Below are 19,735 nucleotides of genomic sequence, written 5' to 3' on the forward strand. Positions count from 1 at the left end.
TATAAAATCCTGAAGCATACGATATTGCTTATTTAAATTCAACCGACAAATGTTATAAGGGAGACTAAGTCTAATGATGGATAACAAGCCTAGTTTTTAACTGGGAAGTTAAAAGTTATTGGCAGGTCACCCACCTGGGAGTATCTCGGGTATGAATTTACGTAAGCTAACGGTGTTTCGGGATTTTAAATTAAAAGAGTGTTGCAAAAGCAACACTCTTTTAATTTAAAATCCCAATATACCTATGTCATCAAAAGTAGTAAATACTGAAGTTGTATTGTAATCTAAGTCATATTTATAATTAGAGTAAAATAAAGATCTAGTAAACTCTTCCTCTAAACTAAACTCATCAATCTTATGATCACTCCAAGTCTTTCCTAAATCATTTGAAATAGATGTATGTAATCTATTATAGTTAACCCACATAATATATATATCAGATTTAAATTTCATAATACTTGGATACATGCAGGATGAAGAACCTGTTATATATTTAGATATATTAATATCTAGTTTATTATCCATTAAATAACCATTTATATATTTAACAGCATACCCATTATCAACATTTTCACAAAATACTATATGACAAAAGTTTAGGCTATCTTTTAATACAGATAAGTATATTTTATTTTTTCTTGTATTAGTTAATTGAGAAGGCTTAGACCAAGTTGAAGTACTTAAATTAAACTTTGACATAAAAACTTCTTCAAATCCGTTTACGAGGTTTAGGTAAAAAACTGTAGGTGAGTTTTGAATCCAAATCACTGTGAAATTATTTAAAATAGTATTATTTATAAAATCTATTTTATTTTCCGTCCAAACACCATTTAATTTATGATGGTGAATAAGTGCACAAATATTACCGCTATCATTGCTATAAACATAGTATAAAATATGAATTTCATTATCTAATTTTTTAATATAAGGAAATAATAAAGTAAACTTATTGCTATTATAAGTAAACACATCAAAATTAGTAAATGTAGTTTCAGAATTTTTTATATCAACTAATTTTAAGCTATCATCTATGTAAATACCATATATGTTATCATTATTATCTAGGTTAAAATAAAACTTGGTAAAATCTAAAGGTTTATCTGTAATATATGTTGATTTGATCAGATTACTATAGGTATCAAAATAATCATAAGTTAAAACATTAGATGTTCTAAATCTAAATATATCCTTGTTAGAACGTCTAATTATTGTATGGCAATCATTAACAAAACCCAAAAAATCATCTCCCTGTAAATTAATTCATATTAAATGTATATTGTCATAATAGAAAATTATTCTAGTTTTAGTAAATAGAAGTACAAGTAAGTAACAAATCATAAGTTAAATGCATAATATTTATTAAGCGTGAAAAGCTGAATATTAACAATAATTCATTTAAGGGGAGGACATTATATGCAAGATTTAAAAAGAAATAGAAAAAGAGTTCCTAATCAGCATATAGATCAAATGGAAAACGACTGTTTAGAAGAACATGTAAGTCAAGAAGTAGATGATGATTTAACTAGAGGATGTGGATGTAAAAAAGACTCAAACTGTGATAAACATTCAGATTGTAACCACAATATGAAGTGCGAGTGCGAGTGTGTATGTCATCCAGAACCACAGTGCTGTGAGCCTTGTGAACCAGATGCTGATACATGTATAAAAAATAAATGTGGACCTGAGTGTCTTGGTCCTATAAATCCACCAAGATTTAATGTATCAAACAGTGTACCAGTTGCAATTGAGGCCAATAGGATATTTGATACTATGGTATTTCAAACATTTACAGATGCAACAGCTCCAAATGGTGCTCCATTAGTATTTGATGTTGAATTAGTAGAAATAAATGGTCCAATACCTAGAGTAGGTCAAGTAAATGTAGAAATAGAAAAAATTTGTATAAACCATAATGGAATAATAATAAATACAGGAATGACAACTTTAGAAGATTTTGATATAGAACCGTTAGAACCAACAGTAGGAAAAAGATGTGAAACTACTTTTGAATATGCAGTATGTGGAGAAACACATAGAAGATGTTGTAATAGGGGAAAAGGACAATCAGTAGTATATAAACAAAAAGGATTAAGTGTACTTGTAGAAGATTTAGTACTAGAATTAAGAGGAAGATGCGGATGCACAGAATTTATAGCTTTTGCATTTCCTGCTGTAAAATGCCATGGAGGTCAATCTAAGAGATGCCGTGATGTTGAATTCTTATTTAATACATTATCAGCACCAATAGGTGTACCATCAGATGGAAGAGGATTTACATTAAGACAAGAATTCCAAACACATTTAACAGTAGATTGTATCGGAAAAGCTTTACTAAGCTGTATAGATCATGATGATTGTGAATGTCATTGTGAATTAAGCATACCAAATGATATAGATTTAATACTTTGCTTACAAAATAATGTCAGTACTTTAATTAATGAGCAACTAGTTGTTTTAACTTCACCAAATGGTGTGCAACCAAGAGTTGTAGATACATTCTCTAAAGTTTGCGACTTTGGAAGTTGTGGAGAATAGTATATAAATGAAAAAGAGCTATCTGTTTTAGATAGCTCTTTTTCATATTTTATATGTTATCCCATAACAATATTCAAAGATATCATCTTTTATAGTTGTTTTACTTTCATTTGAACATCTACTTGAATGAATGGTATTTTCAATATTAGATTTAGACCATTGTTTAGAACTACTATTAAAAAAAAGTTTAGATGTAGTTCTATCAGAAGATGAAGAAGGTTTATATTCTAGTACTATATTTGAAAAATCATCAATATCAAGTTTATAAAAGTATCCATTATCTTTTAGAACATTATCAATTATATATTTAGATAATCGATAATTAGGTACATCAAAGTTAAAGTGAGATAGCTTATGCAAATTATCTGAAAGAGGGTATTTTTCGATGATAAAAACATTTAAAGAATCATCGATAGAATACAATCTCATATCCTTAATATTTTTTGTAGTATTAAGGGCTTTCAAAATAGATTTTTTTTTCCACGAGCCATTGTGTTTGAGAAAATGATTTAATCTACCCCTAGTGTCAAGTGCACAGATATGTATATTACTAGAATTATCTATAGTTGCGCAATAAGAATGTATATTGTTAGATAATCTTTCTGTTTGCCCATTTATATTTTTAATATATAAAACATTTTTATCTGTATATATATAAAATGGATTAATATTTTTCATAATAACCTCCTAAGATTTAATATTTTTAGAAAAGTTTTTTAAAGTTTTGATAACAACAAAAATATGTAATATACATGTGAAAAATGACATTAAAGTTGTTGTATAGATATATGCATAAATATTTAGATTAGGTAGAGGAGTAAGTAAATATACTCCAAATAGCTGAATACACATACTAAAAATAGTAATTAAACTTGAAATTACCTCTTTCCTTATAGAATGAAGTATGCCTGATAGTGTTTGATTTAAAGACATAAATAGAGGGATTAACCACATTGATTTTAAGTAAGTACCTGCAAGCTCATTATCATATACTAAAAGACATAAATTTTCACCAAATGTATAAAAAAATACTGAGGAAAATATTCCTACACCTAGAGTTAAAAGCATAGCAAAATTAATTTTTTCTTTTACCCTTTTGTATCTACCAAGTGACATTTCTTGGGATATACTAGGTATCAAGTTTACAATTAATGCAGAACCTAAGGTAAATGGTAAGTATATAAAAGGCATAACCATCCCATTTATAACACCATACATGCTTAATGCTTGACTATAGCTAATGCCTGATAAGACTAGCCTAGAAGGAACAATTATAGAGCTTAAAGAATGAAGTAATATATTTGACATACGATTGCAAGTTATAGGAATAGACATTTTAATAGTTTCTATAGAAGCATTGTAAAAATCCTTTATTTTTATAGTATAGGTATTATATAAATTTGAGTTTTTATATAAGCAAATTGATATATATAATATATTTATGGCTTCTCCAATAGAAATACCTAAAAGTGCAATATAACAATTAAAAGATTTATTATTTATAAATAAAATAGTTAAAGCTACGAAAAATATTCTACTTAATTGCTCTAGAACTTGCCCTATAGCAGGAACTACGACTTCCTTCAAACCATAGTAGTATCCTCTTAATATATTTGATACTGTTATAAGGACTATTGCTGGACAGATAGATAAAATTAATAAACTTAAATTAGCATCTTTTAATAGTTTTAATGACAAAAAACGGGCATTAAAAGCTATTATAAGAGAAATCACAAGTGATATAAAAAATGCTACATAAAGTGTAGATATAAACAATACATTGCTATTGTGTTTATCATTAAGAGCCTTTTTATTAGCAACTAAACAACTCAAAGTAGTAGGTATACCTGTAGTAGTTAAAGCTAAGCAAATCATTAAGAAATTAAATAATATATGGTATATTCCAAGACCAATTTCACCAATTGACCTTGATAAAAATATTTTATATAAAAAACCAATTACCCTAACTATTAAGTTGGAAATAAACAACACGGCTGTAGAAAAAATAAGATTGGGTATTCTCAATAAATCACCCCCTTATGTTTAAATATATTCATAAGGAGGTGAAAAAATAATTATATATTTACAAATTCAGGTTTCATATTGGTAAATTTACATACATGATTAAATCCTACTTCTTTTAGATAAGAGTAAATATAATCAAATTGATATGCTATTTGAGATGGATGGTGAGAATCAGATCCTGTAGTTATTATTTCACCACCTAAGTCTTTATACATATTTATTATACTTCTTGAAGGTGTTAAGTCAGGAAGATTATATCTATAACAAGATGTATTTATCTCAATTCCTTTTCCATCTTGTATAACTTGTTTTAATATAGCTTCTATTATATCTGAAAATAAGCTATCATCTAAAATATTTTTATAATCTCCATATCTTTTAACTAGATCTAGGTGTCCTAATACAGAATAGTCTTTGTAGTTTTTAACAATATTATATAGTTCTTTAAAATAAGCTTCATAAGCTTGATGTTGAGTTTTATCTTTAAAAAACTCGCCAAAATATAAGTCAATTCTATCTATAGCATGTAAAGAACATATTATAAAGTCAAAAGGATATTTATTAGCATCATTACTGCACTTAGTTATTATTTGCTTTTGAAGACCAAGTTCTATACCTTTTTTTATAGATATTTGATTAGCATATTTAGATTTAAAGAAATCTAATTTTTCAAAGTATTTATCATAATCAATACCCCAATCAAAATCATTTGCAAGGTCATAATCAACATGATCTGTAAAGCATATTTCTTTAAGACCCAAGTCTATTGATTTTTTAATCATATCTTCCATATCGGTCTTACTATCATTTGAGAAACTTGAGTGCATATGGTAATCATAAAACATAAAAACTTCCCCTTTTTGATAAAATTTTGGTATTATATACATAATAAATCTTATCAAATATAGTAATAACCATCAAGTGATAATATCAAAGAAGCAAGTGGGGATAGTATGGAAAAATATAACTTAGATTTAATCAAAGATAGTCCTAAATATTTACAAATATATAATCATGTAAAGAGACTTATATGTGAAAATAAAATAAAGGAATATGAAAAGCTACCGCCAATAAGAACGTTAGCAAAGTTAATAGGGGTTAATAATACGACAATAGTAAAAGCATATGAATTATTAGAAAAAGAAGGATATGTCAATAAAAGTATGGGAAGTGGAACTTTTGCTACATCTATAAATCAAGAAAGTTCAAGTACTATACAAAGAAAAGAAGGTATAATAAGTTTTGATACAGGAAATCCTTCTACAGAAATATTTCCAATAGATGATTTTAAAGAGGCTATAAATATGGCCTTGACTAATGAAGGAAGCACTATATTCGAATATGATGAAGGTTTAGGATATGAACCATTAAGAGAAAAAATAGCACAATATCTACATAATAAAGACATAAATACAACTAAGGATAATCTACAAATAATATCAGGAGCTCAGCAAGGTATAGACATTGTTTGCAAAGGTCTTATAAATTACTCAGATGTAGTATATGTTGAAGAGCCAACTTATAATGGAGCTATAGAAGTATTTAAGAGTAGAGGAGCAAAGATAATATCAATACCTATGTTAGATGATGGAATCGACATAGGGGTATTAAAACTTAAACTTGAAAAGATAAAGCCTAAAATAATATATACTATGCCAAATTTTCAAAATCCAACAGGCATATCATATTCTACATATAAAAAGAAAAAACTAATAGAACTAGCTGAAAAATATGATTTTTATATAGTAGAAGATGATTTTATAAGTGATTTTAAATTTAATTCTCTTGATAATAAACCATTAAAGAGTTATGATGATAAAAATAGGGTTATATACATAAAAAGTTTTTCTAAAATATTTATGCCTGGACTTAGAATAGGTATAGTTGAAATTCCAAGTGAATTACTAAAAAAGGTACTTTGGGCTAAGTACTCATCTGATATATCAACGCCAGGTTTGATTCAAAAATCAATGTATTATTATATGGAAAACTTTAATTGGGATGAATATCTTAAAGGTGTGGAAAGTCAATATACACAAAAATATAATTTGGCAAAAGAGTTGATATATAATAAATTAAGCGATAGACTAAAGATAAGAAATGGAAGTGGAGGTATTAACTTTTTTATAGAACTACCAAGAGGCTATTTATCACATGACTTAACAGAATTTTTATTAGATAAAGGAGTATCTGTTCTTCCAGGAACTTACTTTTTTGATAATATAGTAGATGATAGGTTTTTTAGGATAAATATAGCTAGGGCAAGTATACAAGATATAGAAAAGGGAATATCTATAATAAGTGATAACTTAGACGAATTTCTTTATAAATATAAAGATAATATAACAATAAAAAATAATAAATTTTTTTATTAAGACAAGAAAATAGAAAGGAGAATACTTAAAATAAATTTATTTTAAGTAGAATGAAATAATGTTTGATCAAAAGAAACTAGACAGAATAAATGAATTAGCTAAAAAGAATAAAGCAGAAGGATTAACAAAAGAAGAAACTATAGAAAGAGAAGGATTAAGAAAAGAATATCTAGAACATTTTAGAGCGCACTTTAGATCTAGATTAGATAATATAAAGGTAGTATCAAAAGAAGAATGCGACGAGCATATGAAAAATAACCAAAATAGTCAAAACTAAATATAATATAAATTTAATAATTACTTAAGGAGGGGCAATATGAATTTAAAGTATGAAGCTAAAAATGCATGGGATATTGAAAGAAGTAAAAATAATATAGAAGATGTAATGTCTTATTCTAAAGATTACATGCAATTTTTAGACAAAGGAAAAACAGAAAGAACCTCTGCTAGAGAAATAGTAAATATGGCAAAAGAAAATGGATACATATCACTAGAGGAAGCTATACAAAAAGGAAAGGTAAATCCAGGAGACAAAATATATGCAGTCAATAAAGATAAATCAGTAGCTATGTTTGTTATGGGTAAAAAATCTTTAGAAGAAGGTATGAAAGTAGTAGGTGGTCATATAGATGCTCCAAGGATTGACTTAAAACCAAACCCTCTATATCAAGAAGCTAATCTAGGACTTTTTAAAACTCATTACTATGGAGGAATAAAAAAATATCAATGGACAGCAATACCACTTTCAATATATGGAGTAGTTATCCTAAATGATGGTAAAAAAATTGATATATGTATAGGTGAAGATGAAGAAGATCCAGTATTTTGTATAACTGACTTACTAGTACATCTTTCAGGAGATCAAATGCAAAAGAAACTTTCTGAAGGTATAACTGGAGAAGGACTTAACCTACTAGTTGGTCATATGCCGCTTGAAGGCGAAGAAAAAGAAACTGTAGCACAAAATGTATTAAAGATATTAAATGAAAAATACAATATGGTAGAAGAAGACTTCTTAAGTGCTGAAATAGAAATAGTACCTTCTGGTCGTGCTCGTCACTTAGGATTTGATAAATCTATGGTATTAGCTTATGGGCATGATGATAGAGTTTGTTCATACGGTGCTGTCAAAGCCTTAATAGAAACTACTGAACCTGAATACTGTGCAGTAGCATTATGTGTAGATAAGGAAGAAGTAGGGTCTCAAGGAAATACTGGTATGCACTCTAAATTCTTTGAAAATACAGTAGCAGAGCTTATAGCTTTAGAAGGAAACTATTGTAACTTAAGAGTAAGAAGAGCTATGGCAAATACTAAGGTATTATCGGCTGATGTATCTGCAGGATATGATCCTAATTTCCCAGAGGTGTATGATAAGAGAAATTCTGCATACATGGGACATGGTATAGTTTTAAGCAAATATACAGGTGTAAGAGGAAAAAGCGGATGCAATGATGCTAATGCAGAGTTTATGGCAGAAGTAAGAAGAATATTCAACCAAGGCGAAGTTGTATGGCAAACTGCTGAACTTGGAAAAGTAGACCAAGGTGGTGGTGGAACTATTGCCTATATATTAGCAAACTATGGTGCTGAGGTTATAGATTGTGGAGTAGGTGTGTTAAATATGCATGCTCCATATGAAATAGTTTCTAAAGTTGATATATATGAGATGTATAAAGGATATAAAGCATTCTTTAACATAAACCTTTAAGTAATATTAGAAGTAATTGACTATTAAAAAAGATAGACCTTTTATTTTGGTCTATCTTTTTATATTGAAATATTTATATAGTCCTGTTAAAAATTTATTTTCTAAAGGTGAAAAAACTTTTTTTCTAGAATAAATAAAATAAAACTTTCTTTTAAATTCTATATTTTTTACTCTATAGATGTTCAGTTTTTTAGATTCTAATTCATCAATGCAAGATATATATGATACAAAAGAAACTCCAAGACCAGATTGTACAAGTTTTTTTATAGATTCATTAGATTCAAGATGGGCTATTACATCTAGTTTGTCCGTATCGAAATTATTAGATTTTAGCTTATTTATAATTAAATCTTTAGTTCCAGAACCTTCTTTTCTCATAATAAACTTAAGAGAATATAATAAATCAATATCTATAAATCCATTAGAATTAGGAAGGACAACGTCTAAAGGAGTTATAAGGACTAACTCATCATCCATTAAATCTATGTACTCAATTTGTGGGTTGTTAGATTTTGAACCAACAAGTCCGAAACTTATTCTTTCATTTAAGATTTCTGAAATTGCAGACTTAGAGTCATAGTGACTAATATTAAACTTAACATCTTTAAATTGGTTAGAAAAATTATTTAAAAAATTAGGAATAATATAAGATTCAGGGATAGAACTGCAAACTATATCTATAATACCCTCTATTTTTTCGGAATACTCTTTTATATCATAAACTGCTTTTTTACAATTATTTAATATTAATATGGCATGATTGTAAAGTATTTCTCCTGATTTTGTTAAAGTTAAATTCTTATTATTTCTATTTATAAGAACAGTACCGAGTTCTTTTTCGAGGTTATTAATATGAGAGCTAACTGTTGGTTGAGTTAAAAATAATTCCTTCGCAGCTTTAGAAAAACTTTCATACTTACAAACTGCAACAAACACTTCCAATTGCTTAAAATCCAAGACAAAACCTCCTTATATTGTTTATAAGTATTATAGCATAGTATAAAAATGACCTGTTACAAAATCATTACAAAATACATAAAAGTATTATTATTATTATATAAATAGTATATAATCATATAAATGATAGACTAGAATAATTATGTGTAAAATAAAATCGGAAAAAATAAGTGTTAATAAACAAAAGGAGGACTAATTTATGAAGCTACGGAAATTATTATATAGCATCATTATCATTAGTGCATTTGTAACGGGATGTAGTAAGAGCGAGAATATTAATACAAATGAAAGCCTACCTAATGAAGAAATGAAACATAGGATGATGACGAAGGTTCAAAATAATGTTAATGAGATAATGAATAAAGACTATGAATATGTTATAGAAAATATGGGGAAACCATATTGTACGACTTATTACATAGACTCGGATAATCCAAGGGAAATAAGGGATAAAAGGCTTATATATCCAAAATATACTGAAGGTAATAAGTTAGATAAGAGTGCTTTATATATAAATTTAAGAGATGATCATGTTGTAGAAGTACAAACCTATGAGATATCTAAAGAAGATTTAAATGAAAAATATATTAATGATGGTGCTGATATAATTGTAGATAGATATAATTATGCATTACCTATATCATTAAGCAGTGTAGAAAAAATAGATATTAACAATTTCATAGGAAAGGATACAAGGTTAGTATATGAATACTTTGGTGATAAATCCCCAAGTTTAGAAGCATATAGCAAGGCAGGTAATAGAAATATAGATTTGTATGAAGTTGAAAGTAGCGGAGAGATTAAATTACTAGTAATTTTTAGCAAAGAAAATAAGATAGAGGATATAAAAATCATTAATCAAGAAAAACTTGTTAATATATTAAAGCAATATTTAGATAATAAATAAGTTTTTTTTGGTTAAATTAATCCTAAATACTAAGTATTTAGGAGGAAGTAATAATGAATAACAATAAAAATAGATTAAAAGATAGACCTAAGACCAAATCTGAAAGGAGAAACATGCTTTCAGAGCATGGATCAGAACTAGGGATAAAAGATGGTCTTCATATAGGAGCAAAAGATAGTGGAAGCAATAGGACTAAGACATCAAAACTTTATAGCAAAGTAAAGAAAAAGGATTAAGCTTAAAGGAGCGATTAATTTGTAATTAGTCGCTCTTTTAAATTTAGACAAGGAAGGTAAATCAATGATAAGTGAAATATTAATAACAGGCATAGCAGTTGGTATTACATATAAATTTTTAAAAAGAGAAGCAACTACATTAGAAAAAATAGAATATAATATAGAAGATGAAAAGATACCTAAAGAATTTGATAATTATAAAATATTACAAATTAGTGATTTACATAATAAAACATTTGGAAAAGGTAATATAAAACTTATAGAAGAGATAGACAAAATAAATCCAGATATAATAGTAATTACTGGAGATTTAGTAGATGGAGAAAAAGATAATTTTAAAGTGGCTCTAGACTTAATTGATTATATATCTTGTAAATATAAAGTAGTCCATGTAGTTGGAAATCACGAGCAGAAATCTCTTAATAAGAAATATAAAAAAGAATATAAAGAATATTTTAGATTACTTAAAGATAAAGACATAATAGATCTAGATAATGATAAGATAAAAGTTAATAAAGGAAGTAGTTATATAAATTTATATGGGGTAGTAGTACCGCTAGAATATTATCCATATTTTTTCAGTAACTATAGAAATAAAAATAAAGCTTTAGATAAAAATTTCATGGATGAAAGTTTAGGTAAAATAGATAAAAATAGCTACAATATATTACTTGCTCATAATCCATTCTTTTTTGAAAATTATTCTAATTGGGGAGCAGATTTGGTACTTTCAGGACATGTTCATGGAGGAATAGTAAGGATACCTAAAATAGGAGGGGTGCTTTCACCAAATAGAGAGTTTTTCCCAAAATACGATTTAGGTGAATATAATCTTAATGGATCTAAGATGATTTTAAGTAAAGGATTAGGCGGTTCTAAGGTAGTAATAAGAATAAATTGTAAGCCTGAAATAGTACAAATAAACTTAAAGTCAAAAAAATAGTACTTATAAATAAAAAAGTTCTAACTGTTATAGTTAGAACTTAAATGGTGCCGAATGTGGGACTCGAACCCACACGATAATACTATCAACAGATTTTGAGTCTGTCGTGTCTGCCATTCCACCAATTCGGCAAGTATTAGTATATAAATATTGTAGCAACTTAATGAAACGTTTGCAATATATTTATGGTTAATATACTTTTAATATTATGGTAATATAAATAGTATAAGAGTGGTATATAATAACTATTATACTAGATAGACAAAAACTAGGAGTGATAAATTTGAATAAGAGATTAATTATAATAGATGGGAACTCTATAATAAATAGAGCATTTTATGCATTACCAGAAATGACTAATAAGGAAGGGCTAAGAACAAATGCTATATATGGATTTACAACAATGTTATTTAAGATAATAGATACATATAAGCCTACTCACATGAGTGTTGCATTTGATAGAAAGGCTCCTACATTTAGACATTTAGAGTTTGATGAATATAAAGCTGGAAGAAAGAAAATGCCAGATGAATTAAGAGAACAATTTGAACCATTAAAAGATTTATTGGACAAATTTAATATAAATAGATTAGAAATAGATGGTTATGAAGCTGATGATATAATAGGAACAGTATCAAGGCTAGGTGAAGAAAATGGATACAATGTATACATAGTTACAGGAGATAAAGATGCTATACAGTTAGCATCAGATAAGACTACAACTTTAATAACTAAAAAAGGTGTAGGAGAAGTTGAAGAGTATAATTTTGATTCTGTAATGGAAAAATATGAAATGACTCCAACTCAATTTATAGACTTAAAAGGTCTTATGGGGGATAAATCGGATAATATACCAGGGGTACCAGGTATAGGTGAAAAAACAGGGATAAAACTTATTAAAGAATATTCTAGCATAGAAAATATAATAGAAAATGTAGAAAACCTAAAAGGTAGTGTGAAAAAGAAAATAGAAGAAAATAAAGAACTTGCCATAATGAGTAAGAGGTTAGCTACTATAATAAGAGATGTGCCTATAGAAATAAATCTAGATGATTTAGAATATGGAGATTATGATAAAGATAAGGTAATAGAATCATTTAGGAATTTAGGTTTTACAAGTTTATTATCTAGACTATCTAGCATAGATGGAGGAAATGAAACAGAGGAAATTGAGTCTAATCTAAATATAAAAAAATTAGAAAATATAGACGCATTTATAAATGATATTAAAAAAGAAGGAAAGCTATACATAGATACTGTAAGTAGACAAGGGAACATATTAGAAAAAAATATTATACATATTTTTATAAGTGTAGATGGAACTAATATATATTATATAAATGAAGAAGAGATAAATAAGCTAGAAGAAGTACTTGTAAGTAAGGAAGTAAAGAAATTTGGATATAATTTAAAAGAGGATTATATAGCTTTAAGACCTTATAATATAAAATTAGAGAACATGCACTTTGATATAACAATAGCAGAGTATTTAATAGATTCAGCATCATCTACATCTTATGAATGTAGTGCAATAGCTATGAAATATCTTACTAAAAAAGTTAAGTCAAAAGAAGAGTTGCTAGGTAAGGGTGTAAAAGCAAAAAAATATGAGGATTTAGAATTAGAAGAGCTATGTGATTATATAGGAAAAGTTATAAATACAGTATATGAAGTATATCCTATAATGGAAAAAAGCATAAAAGAAAGTGAAATGGATGGATTACTTTATCATGTTGAAATGCCTTTAGTAGAAGTTTTAGGTGAGATGGAATATCAAGGAATAAAGGTTGATAAAGAAAAATTACATGAATTAGGTATAGAATTTAAAACTATAATTAAAAAATTAGAACAAGAAATATATGATATAGCTGGAGAAGAATTTAATATAAATTCACCAAAACAATTAGGTGTTATATTATTTGAAAAGCTAGAATTACCTATAATCAAGAAAACTAAAACAGGGTATTCAACAAATGCAGAAGTATTAGAGAAGCTAAGGGATAAAAGTCCAATAATAGATAAAATAACAGAGTATAGACAAATTGTTAAGTTAAATTCAACTTATGTTGAAGGCTTATTAGCTATAATAAATCCATTAGATGGTAGGATACATTCATCATTTAATCAAACTATAACTACAACAGGAAGAATTTCATCAACAGAGCCAAATCTTCAAAATATACCTGTTAAACTTGAAATGGGAAGAAACATAAGAAAGGTATTTATATCAGATGAAAGTTGTAGCTTAGTTGATGCGGATTATTCTCAAGTAGAATTAAGAGTATTAGCTCACATGAGTCAAGATGAAACTATGATAGAAGCATTTAAAAACAATGAAGATATACATACAAAAACAGCATCACAAGTGTTTAATGTTAATATGGATGAAGTTACAAGTAAGCAAAGAAGTGATGCAAAAGCTGTAAACTTTGGTATAGTTTATGGAAAAAGTGATTTTGGACTATCAGAGGATTTACATATACCTGTAAAGCAAGCTAAAGAATATATAGAAAACTACTTTAATAAATATAGTAAAATAAAAGATTTTATGGATAAGGTAGTAGAAAATGCAACAGAAAATGGATATATAACTACTATACAAAATAGAAGAAGATATATTCCAGAACTTAAATCAAGTAACTTTATGCTAAGAAATGCAGGTAAAAGAGCTGCAATGAACGCGCCTATACAAGGTAGTGCAGCTGATATAATAAAAATAGCTATGGTAAATGTTTACAAGAAGTTAGAAGAAAGACAATTAAAGTCAAAATTAATACTTCAAGTACACGATGAACTTATAGTAGAAGCTTATGATGATGAAGTAGAAGAAGTTAAAAAAATAGTTAAAGATGAAATGGAAAATGCAGTTAACATGGATGTGCATTTAGATGTAGATTTAAATATAGGTAATTCTTGGTATGAAACAAAGTAGGTGAGTATATGCTAATATTAGGACTTACAGGGAATATAGGCTGTGGAAAAAGTAGCCTATCTAATATATTTAAGAGTAAAAACATAGAAGTAATAGATGCAGATATAATTTCAAGGAATATATTTGAAGATAATTTGCTTCTTGAAGAAGTATTCGATAAATTTGGAATGTATATAAAAAGAGAAGATGGGACTTTAGATAGAAAGGCACTTGGTAATATAGTTTTCAACAATGAAGAAAAACTTATAGAATTAAATAATTTAACCCATCCTAAAATTTATGAGAAGATAATTAGTAAAATTGAAGAATATAGGTTAAAACATAACGATATTATTTTAATTGATGGAGCATTATTAATTGAAGGTGGATATTTAGATGTAGTAGATAAATTACTAGTTGTAACATGTAATCAAGATATACAGATAGAAAGAATACAAAAAAGGGATAATTGTACAAAAGATGAAGCTTTAAGTCGCATAATGTCTCAAATGAGTCAAGAAGAAAAAATCAAATATGCAGACTATACAATAGATAATTCCTATTCATTTGAAGAATTAGAGATAAAAGCTAACCAACTCATTGAATATATAAAGGAGAATTGGTGTGAATAATAAAAAGATACTTATAATATTATCTATCTCATTGATTATATTAACTGGTTTTTTAATAGAAACTAAAACAATACATAAAATCTTATACCCTAAAAAGTATTCAGATTATGTAGAAAGATACTCAAAAGAATTTAATATAGAAGAAAATTTAGTCTATAGTATTATGAAGGCTGAAAGTAAATTTAAAAAGGATGCCATATCTAATAAGGGAGCGAAAGGATTAATGCAAATAAGTGATATAACTAGAAATTGGGCTATAGATGAGCTTAATCTAGAAAATAATATAGATATATTTGATCCTGAAACTAACATAAAAATAGGATGTTGGTATTTAAATAAGCTATATAAAGAATTTGGAAACTTGGATTTAGTTGTAGCAGCATACAATGGTGGTTCAGGTAACGTTAATAAATGGCTTGGAAATAATGAGTATAGCAAGGATGGTAAAATGCTTCACAATATACCATTTACAGAAACATCTAACTATTTAGATAAAGTCAAAAATAATTATAAAAACTATAATAGTATATATGGCAAGGAAGGAAAAAACTAATGAAAAAAACTAAGGTTTTATCTATAATCCTAGTTATAGCAATGATTGTAGTAGGATGTAGTTCTAAAATTGAAACTGAAGATAAAAAAGAAAGTGGTAAGGGTGATATAAATTCAGATTATATAAATTTAACTATGGTAAAGCCCAAGACTATAAATCCTATATTAAACAAAGACAAGTCTGTTGGGTATGTAATGAATCTAATATATGATAGCTTATTTACAATAGACGAAAATTACAATGTAGTACCTCAACTAGTAAAAGAGTACTCAATTGAAAATGGTGGTAAGGAAATAAATATAAAACTAAAAGATGCAAAATGGCATGATAAAAGCCCAGTTACATCTAGTGATGTTAAGTTTACAGTAGATTTTATAAAAAAAAGTGAAGAAAATCCTTATAGTGAATTAGTGAAAAATATAAAATCAGTGCATATAATAAATGATAAAGAATTCAATATAAGCTTAAATGAAAATTATTCATTTTCTATAGAGACACTTATATTCCCTATATTATCTAAAAATAATTTATCTTCTTTATCTAAAAAAGATATAACTAATAATAAGAATAATTTAATAGGAAATGGACCTTACAAAATAGAAAAATATGAAGAACGAGACGGAATGTTCTTAACTAAAAATGAAGATTATTATAAAGAAATACCAAGTACAGCCAAAGATATAAGAGTAGGTATAGTTCCAGATCAAGAGGCACAAGTTGCTATGGTTATGGCGTTAGATAGTGATATAGCCAAGGTATCTTTAAATGATTTAAGTAAATTTCATGAAACTGAATTTAATATTACTAAATATGAAGGACGAGATTATGAGAATATAATCTTTAATTACGATAATCCAATATTATTAGACTCTAACTTAAGAAAAGCTATAGCATATTCAATAGATAAGAAAAAAATATTAGAAGAGGCTTATATGGGGGATGCTAATATTGTTAATTTTCCACTTAATACAAGTTCAAAATATTACAACAAAGATATAAAATCTATTAATTATAATAAAGAAAAAGCTAAAGAATATTTAAGTAAAGTTAAGTTTGATGGTGATAAGAGTAACTCAAAAGATCAAAAAGAAAACAAAAGTAATACAAAGAGTAATTCACAGATAAACTTAAAAATAGTTGTAAATAAGAATAATACAGATAGGGTAAAGTCTGCACATATTATTTCAGAAAATCTAAAAACTATAGGAATAAAATCTGAGGTGGATGAACTAGAAGGTGAAGATCTTGAAAAAGCTATTTCTGGGAAAAAATATGACTTAGCACTAGTTGGATGGGAACTATCATTTATACCTGATGCAACTCCTATAATAAAAAGTTTAGATTATAAAGATGAAAAACTTAATGACTATATGGCTTCTTTAACAAGAGCAACTAGCGAAAGCCAAGTTAAAGACATATATGATTCTATACAAAAATATGTAAATAACAATGTGCCTATGATAAGTTTAGTTATAAGAAATGATTATATGGTTACAAATAGTAGAATAGAAGGTAAAATACAACCAAATGATTTTGACGTTTATGAGGGTATAACAAATTTAACTATAAAAAATAAGTAAATTAATAAAAAAATAATTGACTTAAAAAAGCAAAAGTCATATCCTTTATAATATAAAGGATATGCGGAAATGGCGGAATAGGCAGACGCACTATCTTGAGGGGGTAGCGAGCTTATGCTCGTGCGGGTTCAAGTCCCGCTTTCCGCACCATTAGAAAGTAGACATTATGTCTACTTTTTTTATACAAGGATTTATATTGGAATTAAATATTATTAATTTTTTTGAGAAAAATATAGACACAAGTTATAAAAAGTATGATAAAATACCCTTATAGGGTATATAAGGAGGTAATTACTATGAGAAAAAAATTACTTATAGATGGAATGAGCTGTGGACATTGTGTTAATCATTTAAAAACAGCATTAAGTGAAGATATACAAGGTGTAAATGTAATAGAAGTTAATCTAGAAGGTAAATATGCTATAGTAGAAATGGATGATTCAGTAAGTAAAGATGAATTAAAATCTGTTATAGAAGATATAGGTTATGAATTAGTTGGAATTGAATAAAAAAATATGCACAACTGTTAACTTACAGTTGTGCATATTTTTTTGTATATAATGTAAAAAATAATATTTTGAGCAATGGACAAAGTTATTTGCGACATGGGCGAAGTGAAATTTTTATATAAGATTTTTGAAATAAAAAAAGACTTCTATTGGGGGAAATAATAGAAGTCTAAATGGGGGAGATTGAGTATGTTTGATTTTACATTAATATTATGTCCTTATATCAATAATATATACATAAACAATATAAAAAATCATTCGTATAATTAGAAATCCAATAGCAAAATTCACAATTAAAAAAACTTTTGAATATAATATAAATAATTAAGGGGGGAGTGTCGTGGATGAAAGAGGATATAGAGATGATTTAAAAAAAATTGTACTTGAAATGACTCAAAAAGATTTAGAAGGAAATGCATCTCAGAGAGGTATAAAAAAATACCTTGAAGGAAATATAGATAAAATAATAAATGAAAATATAAAAAAAGCATCGAGTGGTATGTCTTGTAACAATGTATATTTAAATATATTGAAAAATGGATCTAATGAGAAAAATATATCCTTAATTGTAAAGTCTATAAAATCAGAAGATTTGTTTAAATCCAAAAAAGAATTAATTAAGTTTGCTAGATACTTAGGTATAAATGCCACAACAAAAAACTCTTACAATAGTATATTAAGAAGAATAGCTAGCCATATTTATTCAAATAGAAGTGAGTATTCCAAAAGATATTTTTCATATCAAAGAGGAGATAGAGAATATATTTTAGAGCCTGAAAGAATAAAAGAAGACTTAATTGAAAGTTATAAATCAAAAGCTAGAAATGATATGAAGTCTATAGCTAAATTGCTAGAAATAAGTGTTGATGATGAAGATAATGCGGAGGATATAAGAAGAAAGGTTATAAATTATATTATGAAAGAAAAGTTAAATAAAAAATAAATATAAAATTAAAGACGTCTTTGAGACGTCTTTAATTTTATAAAAAGGCATATAATATAAAATAAAACTATGATAGGAGTTGATATGTATAAAAATCAGAAAGATAATAAGTCTTGCATGTGTATTTATATGTATAGCTATAAGTGTAGTTATAGAAATAGTTTATCTTCCACCTAAAAAAGAATTAAAAGTAGTTAGTTACAATATACATAGTGGGCTAGATAAAAATATGTTTCCTACATTATTTGATATTATAGATTTTTTAAGAGTATGTAACGCAGATATTATTTGTCTTCAAGAAGTAAATGAATCTGCTAAGGCTGGATTTCAAGTAAGTAGTTTTAAAGAAGAGTTAAAAATGTATTCTCATTTTGGTGCAAACGTAACAAAACTTGGATCTAATTATGGGTTGGTTACATACTCTAAATATCCTATAAAATATGAAAATCATATATATTTAAGTAGCAAAAGAGAACAACGGGGGATGCTTCATACAGTAGTAAATGTAAAAGGAAGTAAGTTAAATATTATAAACGTACATCTTGGACTTGGGAATGAAGAAAGAGAGAGGCAGCTCAATGAACTTATAGAATTTATAAATACATTAAATAAAGAGCCATATATAGTTGTTGGTGATTTTAATCAAGGCAATATAGGTGTCGATAAAAATATTTTAAGAGATGTAGCTATAGAATTAGAAAAGTCAAACATATTAACCTTTGCAACGGGGCTTGATAGAATAGATTATATATTTGTATCTAATAATATTGAAATATTAGACTATGATGTGTTAATAAAGAGTATGTCAGATCATTACCCTATAATAGCTAAGATAAGGATATAAATTAATACAAAATAGTTATTTTCTATATTAAAGCCAAAAATTAATCATAATCTGTACAACCCTAAAATATATAT

At 26.9% G+C, this 19,735-nt stretch carries 19 protein-coding genes, 2 tRNA genes and 1 other RNA gene; 16 read left to right on the forward strand and 6 right to left on the reverse strand.

From position 1 onward, the window contains the following. The first annotated feature begins 3 nt into the window (after positions 1-3). Positions 4-188, forward strand: a non-coding RNA gene (gene ssrS, locus I4U66_RS00115) — 6S RNA. Between the two features lie 37 nt (positions 189-225). Here the strand turns inward: ssrS and I4U66_RS00120 are convergent. Next, on the reverse strand, positions 226-1,236 hold the full coding sequence (locus tag I4U66_RS00120; RefSeq protein WP_092927318.1) for a hypothetical protein: 1,011 nt from the start codon (positions 1,234-1,236) through the stop codon (positions 226-228). A 177-nt stretch (positions 1,237-1,413) separates the two neighbouring features. On the opposite strand from I4U66_RS00120, the gene I4U66_RS00125 reads away from it, so the two are divergent. Then, positions 1,414-2,535, forward strand: coding sequence for a hypothetical protein (locus tag I4U66_RS00125; RefSeq protein WP_195236803.1), 1,122 nt, complete (start codon positions 1,414-1,416; stop codon positions 2,533-2,535). Between the two features lie 42 nt (positions 2,536-2,577). Here I4U66_RS00125 and I4U66_RS00130 read toward each other — a convergent pair whose 3' ends face one another. Genes I4U66_RS00130 through I4U66_RS00140 form a run of 3 tightly spaced genes read right to left on the reverse strand, consistent with a single transcriptional unit; the run spans position 2,578 to position 5,405 of the window. Beyond that, complete coding sequence (locus tag I4U66_RS00130; protein ID WP_195580832.1) at positions 2,578-3,213, reverse strand: hypothetical protein; 636 nt, start codon at positions 3,211-3,213, stop codon at positions 2,578-2,580. Between the two features lie 9 nt (positions 3,214-3,222). Next, a complete protein-coding gene (locus I4U66_RS00135; RefSeq protein WP_092927312.1) occupies positions 3,223-4,560 on the reverse strand; it encodes a polysaccharide biosynthesis protein in 1,338 nt (445 codons plus the stop codon). Positions 4,561-4,610: 50 nt separating this feature from the next. After that, positions 4,611-5,405, reverse strand: a complete 795-nt coding sequence (locus I4U66_RS00140; RefSeq protein WP_092927310.1) for a histidinol-phosphatase HisJ family protein — start codon at positions 5,403-5,405, stop codon at positions 4,611-4,613. Positions 5,406-5,513: 108 nt separating this feature from the next. On the opposite strand from I4U66_RS00140, the gene pdxR reads away from it, so the two are divergent. The 3 genes from pdxR to I4U66_RS00155 are packed head-to-tail and all read left to right on the forward strand — an operon-like array spanning position 5,514 to position 8,646. Further along, complete coding sequence (gene pdxR, locus I4U66_RS00145; protein WP_092927308.1) at positions 5,514-6,935, forward strand: MocR-like pyridoxine biosynthesis transcription factor PdxR; 1,422 nt, start codon at positions 5,514-5,516, stop codon at positions 6,933-6,935. Positions 6,936-6,993: 58 nt separating this feature from the next. Then, on the forward strand, positions 6,994-7,212 hold the full coding sequence (locus I4U66_RS00150) for a DUF896 domain-containing protein (RefSeq protein WP_195928293.1): 219 nt from the start codon (positions 6,994-6,996) through the stop codon (positions 7,210-7,212). 39 nt (positions 7,213-7,251) lie between these two features. Beyond that, positions 7,252-8,646, forward strand: a complete 1,395-nt coding sequence (locus I4U66_RS00155) for an aminopeptidase (RefSeq protein WP_092927304.1) — start codon at positions 7,252-7,254, stop codon at positions 8,644-8,646. Positions 8,647-8,697: 51 nt separating this feature from the next. On the opposite strand, the gene I4U66_RS00160 is transcribed toward I4U66_RS00155, so the two are convergent. Then, complete coding sequence (locus tag I4U66_RS00160) at positions 8,698-9,603, reverse strand: selenium metabolism-associated LysR family transcriptional regulator (RefSeq protein WP_092927302.1); 906 nt, start codon at positions 9,601-9,603, stop codon at positions 8,698-8,700. A 199-nt stretch (positions 9,604-9,802) separates the two neighbouring features. On the opposite strand from I4U66_RS00160, the gene I4U66_RS00165 reads away from it, so the two are divergent. From I4U66_RS00165 to I4U66_RS00175, 3 genes are all read left to right on the forward strand, one after another. Beyond that, positions 9,803-10,510, forward strand: coding sequence for a hypothetical protein (locus I4U66_RS00165; protein WP_092927300.1), 708 nt, complete (start codon positions 9,803-9,805; stop codon positions 10,508-10,510). Between the two features lie 53 nt (positions 10,511-10,563). Beyond that, on the forward strand, positions 10,564-10,746 hold the full coding sequence (locus tag I4U66_RS00170; protein WP_092927298.1) for a hypothetical protein: 183 nt from the start codon (positions 10,564-10,566) through the stop codon (positions 10,744-10,746). 64 nt (positions 10,747-10,810) lie between these two features. Beyond that, positions 10,811-11,689, forward strand: a complete 879-nt coding sequence (locus I4U66_RS00175; RefSeq protein WP_092927296.1) for a metallophosphoesterase — start codon at positions 10,811-10,813, stop codon at positions 11,687-11,689. A gap of 45 nt (positions 11,690-11,734) precedes the next feature. Here I4U66_RS00175 and I4U66_RS00180 read toward each other — a convergent pair. Next, positions 11,735-11,820 (reverse strand) — tRNA-Leu (locus tag I4U66_RS00180). Positions 11,821-11,972: 152 nt separating this feature from the next. On the opposite strand from I4U66_RS00180, the gene polA reads away from it, so the two are divergent. The 8 genes from polA to I4U66_RS00220 all read left to right on the forward strand — a co-directional run bounded on the left by polA (position 11,973) and on the right by I4U66_RS00220 (position 19,661). After that, complete coding sequence (gene polA, locus I4U66_RS00185) at positions 11,973-14,621, forward strand: DNA polymerase I (RefSeq protein WP_166504892.1); 2,649 nt, start codon at positions 11,973-11,975, stop codon at positions 14,619-14,621. An 8-nt stretch (positions 14,622-14,629) separates the two neighbouring features. Beyond that, the gene (gene coaE / locus I4U66_RS00190; RefSeq protein WP_092927292.1) at positions 14,630-15,232 is read left to right on the forward strand and encodes a dephospho-CoA kinase; all 603 of its coding nucleotides are present in this window, start codon (positions 14,630-14,632) and stop codon (positions 15,230-15,232) included. Beyond that, positions 15,225-15,785 carry a lytic transglycosylase domain-containing protein gene (locus tag I4U66_RS00195; RefSeq protein WP_092927290.1) on the forward strand — a complete coding sequence of 187 codons (561 nt, stop codon included), beginning with the start codon at positions 15,225-15,227 and terminating at the stop codon, positions 15,783-15,785. Before coaE ends, I4U66_RS00195 begins: the two co-directional genes overlap by 8 nt. Then, positions 15,785-17,365, forward strand: coding sequence for an ABC transporter substrate-binding protein (locus tag I4U66_RS00200; RefSeq protein ID WP_092927288.1), 1,581 nt, complete (start codon positions 15,785-15,787; stop codon positions 17,363-17,365). The genes I4U66_RS00195 and I4U66_RS00200 overlap by 1 nt, the downstream gene beginning before the upstream one ends. Positions 17,366-17,428: 63 nt before the next feature. Further along, positions 17,429-17,515: transfer RNA gene (locus I4U66_RS00205), tRNA-Leu, on the forward strand. Positions 17,516-17,661: 146 nt separating this feature from the next. After that, positions 17,662-17,874, forward strand: a complete 213-nt coding sequence (locus I4U66_RS00210) for a heavy-metal-associated domain-containing protein (protein WP_092927286.1) — start codon at positions 17,662-17,664, stop codon at positions 17,872-17,874. A gap of 340 nt (positions 17,875-18,214) precedes the next feature. Continuing rightward, entirely contained in the window at positions 18,215-18,817 is a 603-nt protein-coding gene (locus tag I4U66_RS00215) for a hypothetical protein (RefSeq protein ID WP_092927284.1), read from the forward strand. A gap of 79 nt (positions 18,818-18,896) precedes the next feature. Next, the gene (locus I4U66_RS00220; protein ID WP_242871349.1) at positions 18,897-19,661 is read left to right on the forward strand and encodes an endonuclease/exonuclease/phosphatase family protein; all 765 of its coding nucleotides are present in this window, start codon (positions 18,897-18,899) and stop codon (positions 19,659-19,661) included. Positions 19,662-19,735 lie beyond the last annotated feature (74 nt).

Origin of the sequence: Romboutsia sp. D33t1_170424_H2 (assembly GCF_015669105.1) — a bacterium.
Classification (GTDB): domain Bacteria; phylum Bacillota; class Clostridia; order Peptostreptococcales; family Peptostreptococcaceae; genus Romboutsia_C; species Romboutsia_C hominis.

Bases quoted from the DNA above. Each gene is read 5' to 3' on its own strand.
- I4U66_RS00175 (WP_092927296.1), top strand. From the start codon at position 10,811: ATGATAAGTGAAATATTAATAACAGGCATAGCAGTTGGTATTACATAT.
- I4U66_RS00165 (WP_092927300.1), top strand. From the start codon at position 9,803: ATGAAGCTACGGAAATTATTATATAGCATCATTATCATTAGTGCATTT.
- I4U66_RS00155 (WP_092927304.1), top strand. From the start codon at position 7,252: ATGAATTTAAAGTATGAAGCTAAAAATGCATGGGATATTGAAAGAAGT.
- I4U66_RS00200 (WP_092927288.1), top strand. From the start codon at position 15,785: ATGAAAAAAACTAAGGTTTTATCTATAATCCTAGTTATAGCAATGATT.
- I4U66_RS00140 (WP_092927310.1), bottom strand. From the start codon at position 5,405: ATGTTTTATGATTACCATATGCACTCAAGTTTCTCAAATGATAGTAAG.
- coaE (WP_092927292.1), top strand. From the start codon at position 14,630: ATGCTAATATTAGGACTTACAGGGAATATAGGCTGTGGAAAAAGTAGC.
- I4U66_RS00150 (WP_195928293.1), top strand. From the start codon at position 6,994: ATGTTTGATCAAAAGAAACTAGACAGAATAAATGAATTAGCTAAAAAG.
- pdxR (WP_092927308.1), top strand. From the start codon at position 5,514: ATGGAAAAATATAACTTAGATTTAATCAAAGATAGTCCTAAATATTTA.
- I4U66_RS00210 (WP_092927286.1), top strand. From the start codon at position 17,662: ATGAGAAAAAAATTACTTATAGATGGAATGAGCTGTGGACATTGTGTT.
- I4U66_RS00130 (WP_195580832.1), bottom strand. From the start codon at position 3,213: ATGAAAAATATTAATCCATTTTATATATATACAGATAAAAATGTTTTA.
- I4U66_RS00125 (WP_195236803.1), top strand. From the start codon at position 1,414: ATGCAAGATTTAAAAAGAAATAGAAAAAGAGTTCCTAATCAGCATATA.
- I4U66_RS00170 (WP_092927298.1), top strand. From the start codon at position 10,564: ATGAATAACAATAAAAATAGATTAAAAGATAGACCTAAGACCAAATCT.